The sequence below is a fragment of the Pelagibius sp. genome, assembly GCF_965227505.1.
Taxonomy (GTDB): Bacteria; Pseudomonadota; Alphaproteobacteria; order Kiloniellales; family Kiloniellaceae; genus Pelagibius.
In genome coordinates this window covers 1,977,484-1,994,101 of sequence record NZ_OZ245757.1, presented here as the reverse complement: position 1 = coordinate 1,994,101, position 16,618 = coordinate 1,977,484, and the positions used below count along the sequence as shown (strand labels likewise).

Sequence of the window (16,618 nt, the reverse complement as noted above, 5' to 3'; positions counted from 1 at the left end):
TGAGGGCTTGAACGGGCGCGCCGGCCTTACCGGGTGAGGGACGCCGGGTCCAGGTGTTCGAGGAAATCGAGGAAGACCCGCGCGCCCACCTCGGCGTCCTCGGCGGTGATGCTCTCCAGCGGGTTGTGGCTGATCCCGCCGCCGCAGCGCAGGAAGATCATGGCGATGGGGCAAAGGCTTGCCAGCGCCATGGCATCGTGGCCGGCGCCGCTCGGCAGCCGCAGGGGGCTGATGCCCTGGCGCAGGATGGCCTGGTCGAGTTCGGCCATCAGCGCGGGATCGCAGGCGGCGGCCGCTTCGGCGTAGAGACACTCGATGGTGAAGTCGAGACCGCGGCCTTCGGCGATGGCGGTCATCTCGGCCTTCAGCGCGGCGACGGCGGCGTCGCGCTGGTCGTCCGCCGGGGCACGGATGTCGAGGGTGAAGGTGACTTCGCCGGGAATCACGTTGATGGCGCCGGGCGCCGCCTCGATGCGCCCGACGGTGGCGACCAGGCCATCCTCGGCGCGGCCCCGCGCCTCGACCGCCAGCATCATCTCCGCCGCACCGGCCAGGGCGTCCCGGCGCAGGCCCATGGGCACGGTGCCGGCGTGGCCCGCCATGCCGCCAAGCGTGACGGCGAAGCGGCTGGCGCCGTTGATGGCGGTGACCACACCCACCGGCAGACCTTCGGACTCCAGCACCGGGCCCTGCTCGATGTGCAGTTCGACGAAGGCCAGGATGTCCTTGGGGTCACGCGCCTCACCGGCGATCTCCGCGGGCTCGCAGCCGAAGCGGCGCAGCGCCTCTTCCAGGGTGGTGCCCTCGGAATCCTGCAACGCGAGGATCGCCGGGTCGACGCTGCCGGCCACGGTGCGCGAGCCGGAGAGGGTGGTCGGGAAGCGCACGCCCTCCTCGTCGCCGAAGGCGATGACCTCGACGGCGAAGGGCAGGCGCTTGCCGCGGGCATTCAGGTCGGCGATGCAGGCAATCGGGAGAGCAACGCCCAGGTTGCCGTCATAGGCGCCGGCATCGCGCACGGTATCGATGTGGGAGCCGGTGAGGAGCGTCTTCGCCCCCGGCTGCGCGGCCTCATAGCGGCCCACGACATTGCCGATGGCGTCGATGCGCGCGGTCATGCCGGCGGCTTCCATGGCGTCGATCACCGCCGTTGCGCAGGCTTTGTGCTCCGGGCTGAGGAAGACCCGGGTCAGCTTGTCGGGTTCTTCGCTGAAGCGCGCCCAGGTGTCGACCAGAGCCTTGATTTCATGGCCGCTGAGGGCGAGGGGCTGTGCCGCAGCCAGGGTCATGGCAGCATGTCCTTCAGTCTGAGAAGCGCGATGCGCTCGATCTGTTCCAGGGCGGTGGCGAACTCCGCCTCCGCATCGTTGTTCAGGCGTGCGTGGAAGGCATCCAGGATCTCGTCCTTGGAGCGCCCCTTCACCGCCATGATGAAGGGCATCCGGAAGCGGTCCTTGTAGGCCTCGTTGAGGGCCGTGAAGGCCTCCCGTTCGGCGTCGCTCAGCAGGTCGAGGCCGGCGGAGGCCTGCTCCCTGGCGGAGTCGGCGGTCAGCCGCCCGGCCCGGGCCAGTCGCCCGGCGAGATCGGGGTGGGCGGCGATGAGGGCACGCTTCTGGTCCTCGCTGCCCGCCCGCATGGCTGCAACCAGGAGTGCGTGCAGCGCCTCGGCCGTCTCGGCGTCTGCCGGGATGCCGGCGTCGTAAGCCGCCTCGGCGATCCAGGGCGAATGCTCGAAGACGCCGCCGAAGCGGGCGACGAAGCTGTCCCGGTCGAGCTCGGCCGGCCTGCTCACGGCCTGTGCTTCTCGTGCCAGTGGCGGGCGATGTCGATGCGCCGCGGCGTCCAGACGGCGTCGTGCGACGTCACGTAGTCGAGGAAACGGGCCAGCGCCGCCGCCCGCCCGGGCCGCCCGGCGAGGCGGCAGTGCAGGCCCACCGAGAGCATCTTGGGCGCGCCGGCCTTGCCCTCCGCATAGAGCAGGTCGAAGGAGTCCTTCAGGTAGGTGAAGAACTGATCGCCCGCGTTGAAGCCCTGGGGCGTGGCGAAGCGCATGTCGTTCGCATCCAGGGTGTAGGGGATGATGAGGTGCGGGCCCTTGGGGCCCTCGACCCAGTAGGGCAGGTCGTCGGCATAGGAATCCGAAGAATAGAGAAAGCCGCCGTCCTCCATCACCAGGTCCAGAGTGTTGACGGAGGTGCGGCCGGTATACCAGCCGAGCGGGCGTTCGCCGGTGACGCTCTCGTGGATGCGGATCGCCTCGGCCATCTGGGTGCGTTCCTCCTCGCGCGGGAAGTCCTTGTATTCGATCCACTTGAGGCCGTGGGAGGCGATCTCCCAGTCCGCCTCCTGCATGCCCCGGACGGCGGCGGGATTGCGTTCCAGGGCGGTGGCGACGCCGTAGACGGTGACCGGGATTGCGGCCTGGGTGAACAGCCGGTGCAGCCGCCAAAAGCCCGCGCGGCTGCCGTATTCGTAGATCGATTCCATGTTCATGTGGCGCTGCCCGGGCCAGGGCTGGGCGCCGACGATCTCCGACAGAAAGGCCTCGGAGGCCGCATCGCCGTGGAGGATGGAGTTTTCGCCGCCTTCTTCGTAGTTGATGACGAACTGAACGGCGATCATCGCACCGCCGGGCCAGCCCGGGTCGGGCGGCGTGGCGCCATAACCGATCAGATCGCGCGGATATTCGCCCGCCATCCCCTATCCCCTTTCGGCGTCCCTTTGCTGCGTCCTCTCGAGGGCCCAGTTCCGCACGCGCACGAACTATTCTAGTGCAGATTATTGCGCCCTCACTTGCAGGTTTTTTTTGAAACTGCTTATGGAGGGAGTAATCTTCTGTTTTCTGTCGCTGCCTTGGAAGATAGAGCGTCTCATAAGGCCAGCGACAAGGCGAGGGCCCCTCTAAAACAATCAGGGTCCGCCCGTAAAGGGTAAAAGCTGCAAGGCCGGTGGATCGCGCCCGTGGTATGACCGATCAGGGGAGCGGCCAGCGGCCAAAGGCCGGAACAGGGACAGGCTGATCAGGAGGGGGATTGTATGGCTGGCAGCAGCGCCAGTGTGTCCGATAGCGGGCCCGGCAGTGGGCCCGGCAGGCTGACCACCCATGTGCTGGACACGGCCAACGGCCGCCCGGCAGCGGGCATCCGCATCGCGCTTTACCGGCTCTCGGGCGAAACGCGCGAGCACCTGGTTACCGCCGAGACCAATGCCGACGGGCGCTGCGACGGGCCGCTGCTGGAGGGCGCGGCCTTTGCCGCCGGCACCTACGAGCTTGTCTTCCAGGCCGCCGACTACTTTCGCGGGCTCGGCACGGCTTTGCCCGATCAGCCCTTCCTGGACGTCGTGCCGATCCGCTTCGGGATCGCCGCGCCTGGGGAGCATTATCACGTCCCGCTCTTGATCTCGCCCTACGGCTACTCGACCTACCGGGGCAGCTGAGCCCATGCGCCGCGAACTCCGCTTCCTGCTGAACGATACCCCGCGCCGCCTGACCCAGGTCGATCCCACCATGACGGTGCTCGACTACCTGCGCCTGGTCGAGGGCCTGGTGGGTACCAAGGAAGGCTGCAACGAGGGCGACTGCGGCGCCTGCACCGTGGTGCTGGCACGCCCGCGCGACGGCGGCCTTGCCTATGAAGCGGTGAACGCCTGCATCCAGTTCGTCGGCACCCTCGACGGCTGCCAGCTCATCACCGTGGAACACCTGGCGGAAAATGGCACCCTGCATCCGGTGCAGCAGGCCATGGTGGACTGCCACGGCTCGCAGTGCGGCTTCTGCACGCCCGGCTTCGTCATGTCGCTCTTCGCCATGACGCGCCACCACGCCGCGGCGCCCGACGATGCGACCGTGAACGACGTGCTCGCCGGCAACCTCTGCCGCTGCACCGGCTACGCCCCCATCGCGCAGGCTGCCAAGCAGGCCTACGAGGAGGCGCCGCGCGACGACCGCTTTGCGGCGCAGGAGGCGGAGACGCTGGAGGCGCTTGCCGCCCTACAGGACGACAAGACCCTCGCGGTCGCGGATGAGAGCGGCAGCCGGCAGTTCTTCGCGCCGGCCAGTCTCGAAGTTCTGGCGGAACTCTACGAAGAGCATCCGGAGGCGACCCTGGTGGCCGGCTCCACCGACGTGGGCCTTTGGGTCACCAAGGACCTGTTCCGCCCGCAGACGGTGATCGCCCTTGGCCGCGTCGCCGGGCTCGCGCGGATGGAGGAGACAGCAGACGCGCTGGAGATCGGTGCCGGGGTCACCTACAGCGACGCCATGGCGCGGATTGCCGCGCACTATCCCGACATGAGCGAGGTGATGCGGCGCCTCGGATCGGTGCAGATCCGCAATGCCGGCACCATCGGCGGCAACATCGCCAACGGCTCGCCCATCGGCGATTCCCCGCCGCTGCTGATCGCCGCCGGCGCGACGCTGCACCTGCGCAAAGGGACAGCACGGCGCTCCCTTCCGCTGGAGGACTTCTTCATCGACTACGGCAGGCAGGACCGGGCGGCGGGCGAGTTCGTCGCAGGCATGACCCTGCCCCTGCCACAGCCCGGCCAGGTGTTCCGCGCCTACAAGATCTCCAAACGCTTCGACCAGGACATCTCCGCATTGTTGGGAGCCTTCAGTCTGACGATCGAGGACGGGCGCATTGCCGAAGCCCGCCTTGCTTATGGCGGCCTGGCGGCCACGCCCAAGCGCGCCCCCGCGGCCGAGGCCGCGCTGACCGGCGCGGTCTGGGACGAGGCCACGCTGGAGCGTGCCATGACCGCGCTGGAGTGCGACTTCGCCCCGATCAGCGACTGGCGCGCCTCGGCGGACTATCGGATGACCGTTGCGAAGAACCTGCTGCGGCGCTGCTTCATCGAAACGACGGCCCCGGACAGCGCGACGCGGCTGGTGGGCCCCGGCGCTATCGGCGCCCGGGACTATGCCCATGTCTGACGCGACGATCGAAGGCGGCGTCCGGCAGCCGCTGCGTCACGACAGCGGGCACAAACACGTCTCCGGCGCGGCCGCCTATATCGACGACCTGCCGGAGCCGCAGGGGCTGCTGCATGTCGCGCTCGGCCTTTCCACGGTCGCCCACGGCCGCATCTGCAGGCTGGACCTGGCGCCGGTGCGCGCGGCGGAGGGGGTCGTTCTGGTGCTCACCGCCGCCGACGTTCCTGGGGTCAACGACATCAGCCCGACCCACCGCCATGACGAGCCGATCCTGGCCGAGGAGACGGTGGAGTATGTCGGGCAGCCGATTTTCGCCGTGGCGGCGCGCACGCGCGATCAGGCGCGGCGCGCGGCGCGGCTGGCGGAGATCGACTACGACGCGCTGCCGGCGGTGCTGAGCTTTGCGGAGGCCCGCGCGGGCGGGGAGATGGTGACGGAGCCCATGACCCTGGCCCGCGGCGATGCCGCTGCCGCCTTGAAGACGGCGCCGCGCCGGCTGCAGGGCCGCATGGCCGTCGGCGGGCAGGAACACTTCTATCTGGAAAGCCAGATTGCCATGGCCCTGCCCGGCGAGGATGACGAGGTCCGGGTGCTGTCGTCCACGCAGCATCCCACTGAGATCCAGACCATGGTGGCCGGGGCGCTGGGCGTGCCCGCCAACGCGGTCACCGTCGAGGTGCGGCGCATGGGCGGCGCCTTCGGCGGCAAGGAGACCCAGGGCAATCTCTTCGCCGTGGTGGCGGCCCTGGTCGCCAAGAAGACCGGTCGCGCGGCCAAGATCCGGCCCGACCGTGACGACGACTTCGCGGTGACCGGCAAGCGTCACGACTTCGAGATCGACTACGACGTCGGCTTCGACGGGGAGGGGCGTATCCTGGCGCTGGACATGACCTATGCGGCGCGCTGCGGCTGGTCGGCGGACCTTTCCGGTCCGGTCACCGACCGCACTCTCTTTCATGCCGACAACTGCTATTACTTTCCCGACGTGCGCCTGACCTCCCAGCCGCTGAAAACCAACACCTGCTCCCACACCGCCTTTCGCGGTTTCGGCGGCCCCCAGGGCATGATCGGCGGCGAGCGGGTGATCGAGGAGATCGCCTTCGCCCTCGGCAAGGACCCGCTGGAGATCCGCAAGCTGAATCTCTACGGCCCCGGCGGCCGAGACGTGACGCCCTATCACCAGCAGGTCGAAGACAACATCGCGCCGGAGATCATCGAAAAGCTGGAGGCCGACAGCGGCTATCAGGCCAGGCGGGATGCGCTCCGGGCGTTCAACGAGACCTCGCCGGTGATCAAGCGCGGCATCGCGCTGACGCCGGTGAAGTTCGGCATCTCCTTCACGCTCACCGCCTACAACCAGGCCGGCGCGCTGGTGCACATCTATCGCGACGGTTCCATTCATCTGAACCACGGCGGCACCGAGATGGGCCAGGGGCTCTACACCAAGGTGGCCCAGGTCGTCGCGGAGGCCTTTCAGGTCGACATCGACCGGGTGCGCATCACCGCCACCTCCACCGGCAAGGTGCCCAACACCTCGGCCACCGCGGCCTCCTCCGGGTCGGACATCAACGGCATGGCCGCGCTGAACGCCTGCAACGCCATCAAGGCGCGGCTGGTCGACTTCGCCATTGAGAACTGGGGCGTGCCGGAGGACCAGATCGAATTCCTTCCCGGCTGCCTGCGTGTCGGCAACCAGAAGATCGCCTTTGCCGAGGTCGTGAATGCGGCCTATCTGGCACGGGTCTCGCTGTCCTCGACCGGTTTCTACAAGACACCGAAGATCCACTGGGACCGCGCCGCGGGCCGGGGCCGCCCGTTCTATTACTTCTCCTACGGCGCCGCGGTCAGCGAGGTGGCCGTCGATACGCTGACCGGCGAGTACAGGGTCGAGCGCGTCGATATCCTGCACGACGTCGGCGAGTCCCTGAACCCGGCCATCGATCTGGGCCAGATCGAAGGCGGCTTCGTGCAGGGCATGGGCTGGCTCACCACCGAGGAACTGTGGTGGGACGACGCCGGTCGCTTGCGCACCCATGCGCCCTCGACCTACAAGATTCCGGCCTGCGGCGACCGGCCCCCGGTCTTCAATGTCGAACTGCTGAAGGACAGCCCCAACCGGGAGGAAACCATCTTTCGCTCCAAGGCCGTCGGCGAGCCGCCGCTGATGCTGGCGATCTCCGTGCTCCATGCACTCTCCGACGCCATTGCCGCCGTCGGCGACTACCGCCTCTGTCCGCGGCTCGACGCCCCGGCAACGCCCGAGCGGGTGCTGATGACCATCGAACGCCTGCGCAAAGAGGTCTTGGCGTCTGCAGAGGCGGCGTCATGACCGCGGCCGGAACCCACAGCGGTGCGGCCCGGCCGGCGCCCCGCCTCGAAGTGAAAGGCGTTACCAAGCGCTTTCCCGGTGTGCTCGCCAACGACCACGTGGACTTTGCCGTCGCGCCCGGGGAGGTGCATGCGCTGCTGGGCGAGAACGGCGCCGGCAAGTCGACCCTGGTGAAGATGATCTACGGCGTCCTCCACCCCGACGAGGGCACGTTGGCCTGGAACGGCGAGGTGATGCAGATCGCCGACCCGCACGCCGCCCGGGCGCTGGGCATCGGCATGGTGTTCCAGCACTTCTCCCTCTTCGAGGCGATGACGGTGCTGGAGAACATCGCCCTCGGCATGGACCGGCCCGGCGACATGGCGATGCTGTCGGAGCGGGTGCGCGATGTCTCCGAGCTTTACGGCCTGCCGCTGGACCCGGCCCGCGACGTCTACACGCTCTCGGTCGGCGAGCGCCAGCGCATCGAGATCGTGCGCTGCCTGCTGCAGAACCCCAAGCTGCTGATCATGGACGAGCCGACCTCTGTGCTGACGCCGCAGGAGGTGGAGCGCCTGTTCGAGACGCTGCGCAAGCTGGCCGCCGAGGGCGTGTCGATCCTCTACATCTCCCACAAGCTGGAGGAGATCAAACAGCTCTGCGACCGCGCGACCATCCTGCGCGGCGGCCGCGTCGTGGCGGAATGCGATCCGGCCCAGGAGACCGCCAAGTCCATGGCGCAGATGATGATCGGCACGGAACTGAAGACCGTGGAGCGGCGTGCCGAAGGGGCGACGGGCGAGGCGCGGCTGGTGGTCGAAGGGCTGACTCTGGCCTCCGAAGAAATCCACGGCGTCGATCTGAAGAACATCTCCTTTGCCGTGCGCGCGGGGGAGATCTTCGGCATCGCCGGGGTCGCCGGCAACGGCCAGAACGAGCTGCTGCTGGGTCTCTCCGGCGAGCGCCTGGCGGATCATGAATCCGTGCTGCGCATCGACGGTGCGCCGGCGGGCCGCAGCAATGCCGGCGCGCGCCGCAAGCTGGGCCTCTGCGCCGTGCCGGAGGAGCGCAACGGCCACGGCGCGGTGCCGGGCATGACCCTGGTGGAGAACGCGGTCCTGAGCGGCCATCACCGCATGGGCCTCTTGTCTTCCCTCTTCATCCGCGCCGCCGCGGCGGCGCGCTTCGCGCAGCAGATCGTCACCGCCTTCGACGTGCGCACCCCCGGCGTCACCGCCTCCGCCGGCAGCCTTTCCGGCGGCAACCTGCAGAAGTTCATCGTCGGGCGGGAGATCCTGCAGAAGCCCAAGGTGCTGGTGGTCTCCCAGCCGACCTGGGGCGTGGACGCCGGTGCCGCCGCGGCCATCCACCAGGCGCTGGCCGACCTGGCGGCCGAGGGCGTGGCGGTGGTCGTCGTCTCCCAGGATCTCGACGAACTGCTCGCCATCACCGACCGCCTGGCCGTCATCAACGTCGGCGTGCTTTCCAGCGCCATGCTGACCCGCGAGGCCTCGGTGGAGGAGATCGGCCTGCTGATGGGCGGCGTCCACGGCGTCAGCACCGATGCCGCCGTTGTGCATCCGGAGGCCGCCCATGTCGCCTAGCCAGACGTCGCTTAATCAGACGTCGCATAACCCGGGAGCAGCCGGCAACCGGCTGGTCGTCTACAGCGTCTTCAACCCGGCGTCCTGGAAGATCGAACCGCGGCGGGAGATCCCGCAGGGCCTGCTCTACGCCACGCCGCTGCTGGCGGTGGTGCTGACGGTGGTGGCCGGCTTCTTCATCTTCCTCTCCATGGGTTACAACCCCTTCCTCGCGCTCTATCACTTCTTCGTCTCGCCGCTGCTCACGCTCTACGGCCTCAGCGAGCTTCTGGTGAAGGCGGGCCCGCTGATCATGATCGGGGTCGGTCTCGCCGTCGGCTTCCGCGCCAACGTCTGGAACATCGGCGCCGAGGGCCAGCTCACCTTGGGCGCCATTTCCGGCGGCGTGATCGCGCTGGCCTTCTGGAACCAGGAGACCTGGTGGACCCTGCCGCTGATGTGCCTCTGCGCGGTCGGCGGCGGCATGGCCTACGCGGCGATCCCGGCCTTTCTGCGCACCCGCTTCAACGTGAACGAGATTCTCACCAGCCTGATGCTGACCTACGTGGCGACGCTGTTTCTGTCGACCCTGGTCTACGGGCCGCTGAAGGACCCCATGGGCTTCAACTTCCCGCAGTCGCGCATGTTCGGCGACGCCGCCCTGCTGCCGATCCTGCTGGAGGGCACGCGCCTGCATCTCGGCGGCGCCATTGCGCTGGCGATCGCGGTGGCGGTCTGGGTGCTGATGACCTTCACCATCGTCGGCTTTCAGGTGCGCGTCCTCGGCCAGGCGCCGGCGGCGGCCCGCTACGCCGGCTTCAGCGGCAAGCGCATCGTGTGGTTCTGCCTGCTGCTGAGCGGCGGCCTCGCCGGGCTTGCCGGCACCTTCGAGGTGGCCGGGCCCATCGGCCAGCTCGTCCCCGTGATCTCTCCCGGCTACGGCTTCACCGCCATCATCGTCGCCTTTCTCGGGCGCCTGCATCCACTGGGGATCATCCTCTCCGGGCTGGTGATGGCGCTCTCCTACATCGGCGGCGAGAACGCCCAGGTGCAGGTCGGCCTGCCCCAGGCGGTGACCGGCGTGTTCCAAGGCCTGCTGCTGTTCTTCCTCCTGGCCTCCGACTTCCTGGTGCGCTACCGCGTCCGCCGCAATCCCGCGGCGCTGCGGCACGCGCCCCAGGCGCAACCGGCGGAGTAGACGCCCATGTCCATCGATGCCGTCGCCCTCGTGCTCCTTACCGTCATCGGCTCGGCGACGCCGCTGCTCTTCGCGGCGCTGGGCGAACTGGTGGTGGAGAAATCCGGTGTCCTCAACCTGGGCGTCGAGGGCATGATGATCCTGGGCGCCGTCGCCGCCTTCGGCGTCGCGGTCACCACCGGCTCCGGCACCCTCGGCGTGCTGGCGGGCGCGGCGGCGGGCATGGCCATGGCCTTCATCTTCGGCGTGCTGACCCTCACCCTGGCCGCCAACCAGGTGGCCACGGGCCTGGCCCTCACCATCTTCGGGCTCGGTCTTTCCTCCCTCATCGGCGTCGGCTTCATCGGCATCCCGGTGGAGCCGCTGCCCAAGCTCATGCTACCCGGCCTCAGCGACCTGCCACTCATCGGCCCGCTACTCTTCGGCCACGATGCCCTGATCTACCTGTCGATCTTCGCCGTCGCCGCCGTTGCCTGGTTCCTGAAGAAGTCGCGTGCCGGAATGATCCTGCGCGCGGTGGGCGAGTCCGACATCTCCGCACACTCCATCGGATACGATGTCATCGCCGTGCGCTATCGCGCCGTTCTTTTCGGCGGTGCCATGGCGGGCCTCGGCGGTGCCTTCCTCTCTCTGGTCTACACGCCGCTGTGGAACGAAGGCATGACCGCCGGGCGCGGCTGGATCGCGCTGGCCCTGGTGGTCTTCGCTTCCTGGCGGCCCTGGCGCCTCTTGGCCGGTGCCTATCTCTTCGGCGGCGTCACCATCCTGCAGCTCTACATGCAGGGCGCGGGCGGCTTCGACATCCCGGCCCAGGTGATGTCCATGCTGCCCTATCTGGCGACCATTCTTGTACTGACGATCATCGCCGCCGGCCCCTGGAAGGGCCGCCTCGATGCTCCGGCTTGCCTCGGCAAGCCTTTTAGGCCATCAACGTAAAGCAAGGATTTGCACTAGGGGACACCGGGAAAGAACCCCATCACTAGGAGGCTCAGAAGAATGTTCAAGACCCTGTCACGCCGCCATTTCCTGGCGGGCAGTACCGCTGCGGCGGGTGCGCTCGGCCTGGGAAGCCGCGCCGCCTTTGCCGCCGATCCGCTGAAGGTCGGCTTCGTCTACGTCGGGCCCATCGGCGACTTCGGCTGGACCCATGGCCACGACGTCGGCCGCAAGGCCGTGGAGAAGGAGTTCGGCGACAAGGTGGAGACCACCTATGTCGAAAGCGTGCCGGAGGCGGACAGCGAGCGCGTCATCCGCCAGCTTGCCGCCGCCGGCAACAAGCTGATCTTCACCACCTCCTTCGGCTACATGAACCCGACCATCAAGGTCGCCAAACAGTTCCCCGACGTGAAGTTCGAGCATGCGACGGGCTTCAAGACCGCGCCGAACGTCTCGGCCTACAACGCCCGCTTCTACGAGGGACGCGCGGTCATCGGCACCATAGCCGGGCACCTGACCGAGACCGGCAAGTTCGGCTACATCGCCTCCTTCCCCATTCCGGAGGTGGTGATGGGCATCAACGCCTTCATCCTCGCCGCCCGCAAGGTGCGGCCGGATGCGGAGATCAGCGTGGTCTGGGTGAACTCCTGGTTCGACCCGGGCAAGGAGGCCGATGCCGCCAAGGTGCTGATCGACCAGGGCTGCGACGTCATCACCCAGCACACCGACAGCGCCGCGCCGATCCAGACCGCCGGGGCCCGCGGCGTCTGGTGCTTTGGCCAGGCTTCCGACATGTCGTCCTTCGCGCCGGAGCATCATGCCACGGCCATCCTCGACGTCTGGGCGCCCTACTACATCGCGCGCACCGCCGCGGTGCTGGACGGCACCTGGCAGACCACCAACGTCTGGCAGGGCATGAAGGAGGGCATGGTGGAGATGTCCCCCTACAACGAGCGCCTGCCGGCCGAGGTGGTGGAAGCGGCGGAGAAGGTGCGCAAGGGCATCCTCGACGGCAGCCACCACGCCTTCACCGGCCCCATCAACGACCAGACCGGCAAGGAGCGCGTCCCCGCCGGCGTGACCATGACCGACGAGGCCCTGCTCACCATGGACTGGTACGTCGAGGGCGTGACGGCGTAAGCCGCAAGCGGCAAGGGACGAAAGAGAAGCGGCGGGGACCTTTCCCCGCCGCTTTTGCATAAATGGCCTGGCCCCGCGCTGTTGCCACGGGGCGAGACTCCCTGGCCTTCGCGTCCGTGTCGATTGGTGTGCGAGCCATGATCACGGCCAGAGACCAACCACCAGCATCAACAGGGCCATGCCGACCAGCGCCTGCATGACCGCTCCGCCGGCCAGAGTGCGGATCACCCGCGCCTCGCTGGCCTCATCTTCGAACGCATCGCGGCGCACCAGCCAGTAGTAGCTGTCATTCGGCAGAATCGCGATGAAGGAGCCGAGGCAGATCGCAAAGACGGCGGCGATGGGATCGGCCCCGCTTGCCGCCACGACAGGGGCGGCCACCGGGGCAACGGCGGCGAAGGTTGCCATCGAGGACCCTTGTGCCAGCTTGAAGATCACCGTCAGGCCGAAAAGCGCCATCAGCGTCAGCAGCCCGCTTCCTGTCGGCGCCAGTTGGTTCAGCGGCACCAACCCCGTCACCACGGCCCCGAAGGCGCTGGCCGCGCCGATCACCAGCAAGAGCGAGCCGGTGCGCCGCACGGCGCTGTCGAGGCAGGCGCGGCGCTCGGCAGCGGGCGTTTGCAACAGAGCAAGGACCGCAGCGGCGATCAATGCACCTTTCGGTGTGAACAGGAAATCAAGAGCGCCGATACCGGTCTGTCCGACCAGGCCGCCCAGGACGAGCAGGGCGGTCAGGACCGCAAAGGGCGCGGCGGCGATCCACAGCCGTCCTTCGTGGCGATCCGACTCCTCTGCGTTCCCATCCGCGATCCTGCCAACAGCGAAGCGTCCCCAGATCACCCCGGCAGCCCAGACCGGTAGCGTCAGCAGGAGACCGAACAGGAGCAGCATGGCCGGCTGTGCACTTGCCGTGCTGGCCGCTCCCAGGCCCACCGCCACAATCAACGGCCCTGCGGGATAGAGCAGTTTGAACCCGGCATAGGCCCCAAACGCCAGATCGAGCTTGTAGTGCCCGGCCGCCGGGGCGAGGGCGGCATAGGCCGTGTCGGGGCAGATCATGGCGGCACCCGCAACGGGCGATGCCAGGGCGGTAGTGCGCCCTGCCGCCTCGGACGCCACGTTCCGGCAGGAGAGGGCCGCCGCCATCGTGAAGGACGGCAGCAGGATCAGGGCGAATTCGCCCAAGGCCCAGCCGAACCCGGTGTTGAAGGTGGCAATCATCTCCGTCGCACCGAGGCCACCGGCAAGGCCAAGCAGCAGCGTCAGCAGCACCATCCAGACGACCAGGGGAAGGTCCGGAAGCCATTGCGAGCGGGCGGAGGGATGAGCGGTGGACGTCGTGGTCTCTGCCATATCGGAAAGCCTGTAAGATGAATCAGGCTCATGATAAGCTGCTATAGCTAGCAGCAATAATGAGAAAACCCGACGTCATCATGCGTCACAGTCATGCTAAAATCCCGCTCCGATCACTCCAGGTCTTCGAGGCCGCCGCCCGTTGCGGCAGCTTCACCGCCGCCGGGACAGAACTCGGGATCACCCAAAGCGGAGTCTCCCGGCAGGTTGCGGATCTCGAAGCCGTCCTGGGTGTCGCGCTCTTCACCCGGAACGGCGCCCGGTTGACGGTGACATCAGCCGGACAGCGGCTGGCCGACCAGCTTGCCGATGCCTTCGCCCGGACATGGGCAGCGGTTGCCGAGGCCACGCGCTCGGACCAGGTGGTGATCCTTTCGATGCTGCCGTCCGTTGCGACCCGCTGGTTCGCGCCGCGCCTCGGGCGCTTTATGGCGGCGCACCCGGAGATCGACCTGCGGATCACGGCCTCGCGCCATCTGGTGGACTTTGCCGCGGAAGGCATAGATGCCGCGATCCGCTACAGCCCGGCGCCATCCCCCGATCTGGCGGCGACCAAGCTCGCGGATGAGACGGTGCGGCCCGTCTGCACCCCTGACTACGCCCGCAAGCTCGGCCTGTCCGCGCCGGACGACCTTGGCCGCGCGGTCCTGCTCCACGGAGACATTCCGGAAAACTGGGACGCCTGGTTTGCCGCGGCGGGCTGTGCGCAGGACCCGCAGCCGGGACCGCGCCTGGGCGATGACGGCGCTATCCTCCAAGCCGTGCTGGACCATCAGGGCGTGGCGCTTGGTCGGTCCCTCCTTGTGGCCGACGATATTGCCTCTGGCCGTCTGGTCACGCCCTTCGAGACGTCGCTCGCAGCCAGCCATGCCTATTGGTTTGTGCGTCCCGACAGCAGCCCACCGACCAAGGCGACATCGGCCGTGCAGGCATGGTTGCTGCACGCGTTTGGGAAGGACGGCTGATGTTTCCAGAGCAGACGTTGTCCCAGAGCAGATCCGGGTTTGAGGGAACCGCGAAAGCGATCTTTCACCGGCCCGATCGAGGACCAGGACGGCAAGGAGCGCATCGCCGCCGGCGAGACCATGATCGACGAGGCCCTGCCCCCCATGGACTGGTACGTCGAGGGCGTGATGGCCTAGTCCTCAAGCGCCCGCAACCAAGAAAAACGGCGGAGCCAAAGGCTCCCGCCGCATTTGTTTCTGACGTTTTCTGCAGGTTACTTGCGTCCTGCCGTCTTCTTCGTCTTCGTCGTGATCACCGGCTGCAGCGGGGCGGCCTGGCCGGGGAGGGGGACGGTGGGCATCTGAAATTGGGCGCTGGGCAGTTTCGGTTTCGCGGGGAGCTTGGGGCCGGGTGCGGGCTTGCCTGAGACCGTTGCCCCCTCGCCGCGGATGTTCATGAGCAAGGTCCGGTGGTCGGGCAGGGCCTTCACCGCGGCGTCGATGGCGCGGCGGTTCTGCTTCACGCAGTCGCGCCAGGGGGCGGGGCGCAGCACCACGCCGCCGTCGCGCGGCGGGGCGGCGTGGCCGGTCTCGTAGACCTGCTTGCCCAGCATCACCGCGTGATAGACGCGGTAGGAGAACAGCGAGGAGAACGCGAGATCGTAGCGCGTCGGCACGGCGTGTTTCCAGAGCTCCAGGTTGGCGGCCAGGGAGTCCGGCACCTCGAGGTCTTCGCGGGCGTCGATCCAGTAGGGGCTGTCCGTGCGGTTGCCCAGCGCGTAGTGCAGGCAGATGAAGTCCCGCACCTCGTCGTAAAGCTGCGTCGCGATTTTGTTGTAGCGGTCGCGCGGCGGCGCGGCGAAGTCCTTGTCGGGGAAGTAGGCGAGCAGCCAGCGCGCGCTCATCTCGATCATGTAGATGGCGGTCGATTCCAGCGGCTCGATGAAGCCCGACGAGAGGCCGATGGCGACGCAGTTCTTTACCCAGGGCCGGCGCGTGCGCCCGACCCGCATGGGGATGAAGCGCGGCGTCGCGTCCTTGGCCGCCGCGCCCAGTTGCGGGGCCAGATGCTCCAGCAGTTCGGCGCCGGCCTTGTCGTCGCTGCGGTGGGCGCTGGAGAAGACGTAGCCGGTGCCGACCCGGCTGTAGAGCGGCACGCGCCAGACCCAGCCGGCGCCCAGCGCCGTCGAGCGGGTCAGCGGCTCGATCCTCTCCGGGTTCGGATGGGGGATCTGCACCGCCGCCGCGCGGTCGTTGGCGAGGTACTTGGAGTAGTCGACGAAGGGTTCGCCCAGCGCCTTGTTGATGAGGAAACCGCGGAAGCCGGTGCAGTCGATCACCAGCTCCACCGGGTGGGCGCCGCGCTCCTTCAGGGTGAGGGCGGTGATGAAGCCGCGCTCGTCGGTTTCGATGTCCTCCACGTCGTCGCGGATGTGCTCCACCCCGCGCGCCACGCAGACCTCGCTCAGCAGTTCGGCGAAGCGCCCGGCGTCCAGGTGATAGGCGAAGCCGGCGCCCTGGGTGAAGGGCTTGGCGTCCAGCGGACGCGGCCCCTTGAGGGCGAGGCCCAGATCCAACGCCGGGGAGATGACGCGGGAGAAGTCGTGCCCGCCGGCGCCGTACTTCAGGAAGTAGTGGGCGGAATCGACGCCGGCGACCACCGGCGCCTCGTTGAAGGAATTGATGTAGGCGATGCGTTTGCCGTTTTTGTCGACGTTCCAGTTGTCGAACAGCACGCCCAGCTTGAAGGAGGCGTTGCAGTGCTTGAAGAAGGCGCGCTCCTCGATCCCCATCTGCTGCAGCAGCCGGGGCATGGCCGGAACCGTCGCCTCGCCGACGCCGACGGTGGAGACGTTGGGCGACTCGATCAGCGTGACCTTCCGCGCCCCAGCATCTTTTGCCTGGGTCCTGAAGGCCGTGGTCAGAATCAGCGCCGTCAACCAGCCGGCCGTGCCGCCACCCACGATGGTGACGGCGGTAATCCGCTCGCCCATGTTGTCTTTCCCCCCTCCGGACAGGCTCTTCTACGGTGCGTCTAACCGAACCGTTGGTGCCTTCCTGGCCAGCCCCTCCTAGCCAAAACGTCCGGGCGTCAGCTTGCGCCTGTGGCAAACCTGGGTCAATGGGTCAGCCGCGATGGCCGGCGGTTCTTTCGGGGGATGGCCGGTCGAGGGGTGCTTTGGCTTTGAGACGGCGCGGTTTTTTGCCAGACTTGGGATCGGA

At 68.0% G+C, this 16,618-nt stretch carries 14 protein-coding genes; 9 read left to right on the top strand and 5 right to left on the bottom strand.

Annotated features, from left to right (window positions below; genetic code table 11):
- Positions 1 to 26 precede the first annotated feature (26 nt).
- The 3 genes from ACO06P_RS09345 to puuE are packed head-to-tail and all read right to left on the bottom strand — an operon-like array spanning position 27 to position 2,697.
- On the bottom strand, positions 27 to 1,289 hold the full coding sequence (locus ACO06P_RS09345) for an allantoate amidohydrolase (RefSeq protein ID WP_420349846.1): 1,263 nt from the start codon (positions 1,287 to 1,289) through the stop codon (positions 27 to 29).
- Entirely contained in the window at positions 1,286 to 1,792 is a 507-nt protein-coding gene (gene uraD / locus ACO06P_RS09340; RefSeq protein ID WP_420349845.1) for a 2-oxo-4-hydroxy-4-carboxy-5-ureidoimidazoline decarboxylase, read from the bottom strand. Before uraD ends, ACO06P_RS09345 begins: the two co-directional genes overlap by 4 nt.
- Positions 1,789 to 2,697 (bottom strand): allantoinase PuuE, encoded by a 909-nt coding sequence (gene puuE, locus ACO06P_RS09335; protein ID WP_420349844.1) that lies wholly within the window; start codon positions 2,695 to 2,697, stop codon positions 1,789 to 1,791. The genes uraD and puuE overlap by 4 nt, the downstream gene beginning before the upstream one ends.
- 339 nt (positions 2,698 to 3,036) lie before the next feature.
- Here puuE and uraH point away from each other — a divergent pair, with 339 nt between their 5' ends.
- The 7 genes from uraH to ACO06P_RS09300 are packed head-to-tail and all read left to right on the top strand — an operon-like array spanning position 3,037 to position 12,098.
- On the top strand, positions 3,037 to 3,438 hold the full coding sequence (gene uraH, locus ACO06P_RS09330; protein ID WP_420349843.1) for a hydroxyisourate hydrolase: 402 nt from the start codon (positions 3,037 to 3,039) through the stop codon (positions 3,436 to 3,438).
- Between the two features lie 4 nt (positions 3,439 to 3,442).
- Entirely contained in the window at positions 3,443 to 4,933 is a 1,491-nt protein-coding gene (xdhA, locus tag ACO06P_RS09325) for a xanthine dehydrogenase small subunit (RefSeq protein ID WP_420349842.1), read from the top strand.
- Positions 4,926 to 7,262, top strand: coding sequence for a xanthine dehydrogenase molybdopterin binding subunit (gene xdhB, locus ACO06P_RS09320; protein ID WP_420349841.1), 2,337 nt, complete (start codon positions 4,926 to 4,928; stop codon positions 7,260 to 7,262). Before xdhA ends, xdhB begins: the two co-directional genes overlap by 8 nt.
- Entirely contained in the window at positions 7,259 to 8,845 is a 1,587-nt protein-coding gene (locus ACO06P_RS09315) for an ABC transporter ATP-binding protein (protein WP_420349840.1), read from the top strand. The genes xdhB and ACO06P_RS09315 overlap by 4 nt, the downstream gene beginning before the upstream one ends.
- Complete coding sequence (locus ACO06P_RS09310) at positions 8,835 to 10,022, top strand: ABC transporter permease (RefSeq protein WP_420349839.1); 1,188 nt, start codon at positions 8,835 to 8,837, stop codon at positions 10,020 to 10,022. Before ACO06P_RS09315 ends, ACO06P_RS09310 begins: the two co-directional genes overlap by 11 nt.
- Positions 10,023 to 10,028: 6 nt before the next feature.
- On the top strand, positions 10,029 to 10,958 hold the full coding sequence (locus tag ACO06P_RS09305) for an ABC transporter permease (protein WP_420349838.1): 930 nt from the start codon (positions 10,029 to 10,031) through the stop codon (positions 10,956 to 10,958).
- Positions 10,959 to 11,018: 60 nt separating this feature from the next.
- Positions 11,019 to 12,098, top strand: a complete 1,080-nt coding sequence (locus ACO06P_RS09300) for a BMP family ABC transporter substrate-binding protein (RefSeq protein WP_420349837.1) — start codon at positions 11,019 to 11,021, stop codon at positions 12,096 to 12,098.
- A gap of 141 nt (positions 12,099 to 12,239) precedes the next feature.
- Here the strand turns inward: ACO06P_RS09300 and ACO06P_RS09295 are convergent, their stop codons facing one another.
- Positions 12,240 to 13,451, bottom strand: a complete 1,212-nt coding sequence (locus ACO06P_RS09295) for a hypothetical protein (RefSeq protein ID WP_420349836.1) — start codon at positions 13,449 to 13,451, stop codon at positions 12,240 to 12,242.
- Positions 13,452 to 13,510: 59 nt separating this feature from the next.
- Here ACO06P_RS09295 and ACO06P_RS09290 point away from each other — a divergent pair, with 59 nt between their 5' ends.
- Both ACO06P_RS09290 and ACO06P_RS09285 read left to right on the top strand, forming a co-directional pair.
- A complete protein-coding gene (locus tag ACO06P_RS09290) occupies positions 13,511 to 14,416 on the top strand; it encodes a LysR substrate-binding domain-containing protein (protein WP_420349835.1) in 906 nt (301 codons plus the stop codon).
- Positions 14,417 to 14,455: 39 nt separating this feature from the next.
- The gene (locus ACO06P_RS09285; protein WP_420349834.1) at positions 14,456 to 14,593 is read left to right on the top strand and encodes a hypothetical protein; all 138 of its coding nucleotides are present in this window, start codon (positions 14,456 to 14,458) and stop codon (positions 14,591 to 14,593) included.
- Between the two features lie 77 nt (positions 14,594 to 14,670).
- Here ACO06P_RS09285 and ACO06P_RS09280 read toward each other — a convergent pair whose 3' ends face one another.
- Positions 14,671 to 16,389, bottom strand: coding sequence for a tryptophan halogenase family protein (locus ACO06P_RS09280; RefSeq protein WP_420349833.1), 1,719 nt, complete (start codon positions 16,387 to 16,389; stop codon positions 14,671 to 14,673).
- Positions 16,390 to 16,618: the final 229 nt, after the last annotated feature.

Coding starts and splice junctions, on each gene's coding strand:
- ACO06P_RS09345 (WP_420349846.1), bottom strand. CDS start 1,289: ATGACCCTGGCTGCGGCACAGCCCCTCGCCCTCAGCGGCCATGAAATC.
- puuE (WP_420349844.1), bottom strand. CDS start 2,697: ATGGCGGGCGAATATCCGCGCGATCTGATCGGTTATGGCGCCACGCCG.
- uraH (WP_420349843.1), top strand. CDS start 3,037: ATGGCTGGCAGCAGCGCCAGTGTGTCCGATAGCGGGCCCGGCAGTGGG.
- xdhA (WP_420349842.1), top strand. CDS start 3,443: ATGCGCCGCGAACTCCGCTTCCTGCTGAACGATACCCCGCGCCGCCTG.
- xdhB (WP_420349841.1), top strand. CDS start 4,926: ATGTCTGACGCGACGATCGAAGGCGGCGTCCGGCAGCCGCTGCGTCAC.
- ACO06P_RS09315 (WP_420349840.1), top strand. CDS start 7,259: ATGACCGCGGCCGGAACCCACAGCGGTGCGGCCCGGCCGGCGCCCCGC.
- ACO06P_RS09310 (WP_420349839.1), top strand. CDS start 8,835: ATGTCGCCTAGCCAGACGTCGCTTAATCAGACGTCGCATAACCCGGGA.
- ACO06P_RS09305 (WP_420349838.1), top strand. CDS start 10,029: ATGTCCATCGATGCCGTCGCCCTCGTGCTCCTTACCGTCATCGGCTCG.
- ACO06P_RS09300 (WP_420349837.1), top strand. CDS start 11,019: ATGTTCAAGACCCTGTCACGCCGCCATTTCCTGGCGGGCAGTACCGCT.
- ACO06P_RS09295 (WP_420349836.1), bottom strand. CDS start 13,451: ATGGCAGAGACCACGACGTCCACCGCTCATCCCTCCGCCCGCTCGCAA.
- ACO06P_RS09290 (WP_420349835.1), top strand. CDS start 13,511: ATGAGAAAACCCGACGTCATCATGCGTCACAGTCATGCTAAAATCCCG.
- ACO06P_RS09280 (WP_420349833.1), bottom strand. CDS start 16,389: ATGGGCGAGCGGATTACCGCCGTCACCATCGTGGGTGGCGGCACGGCC.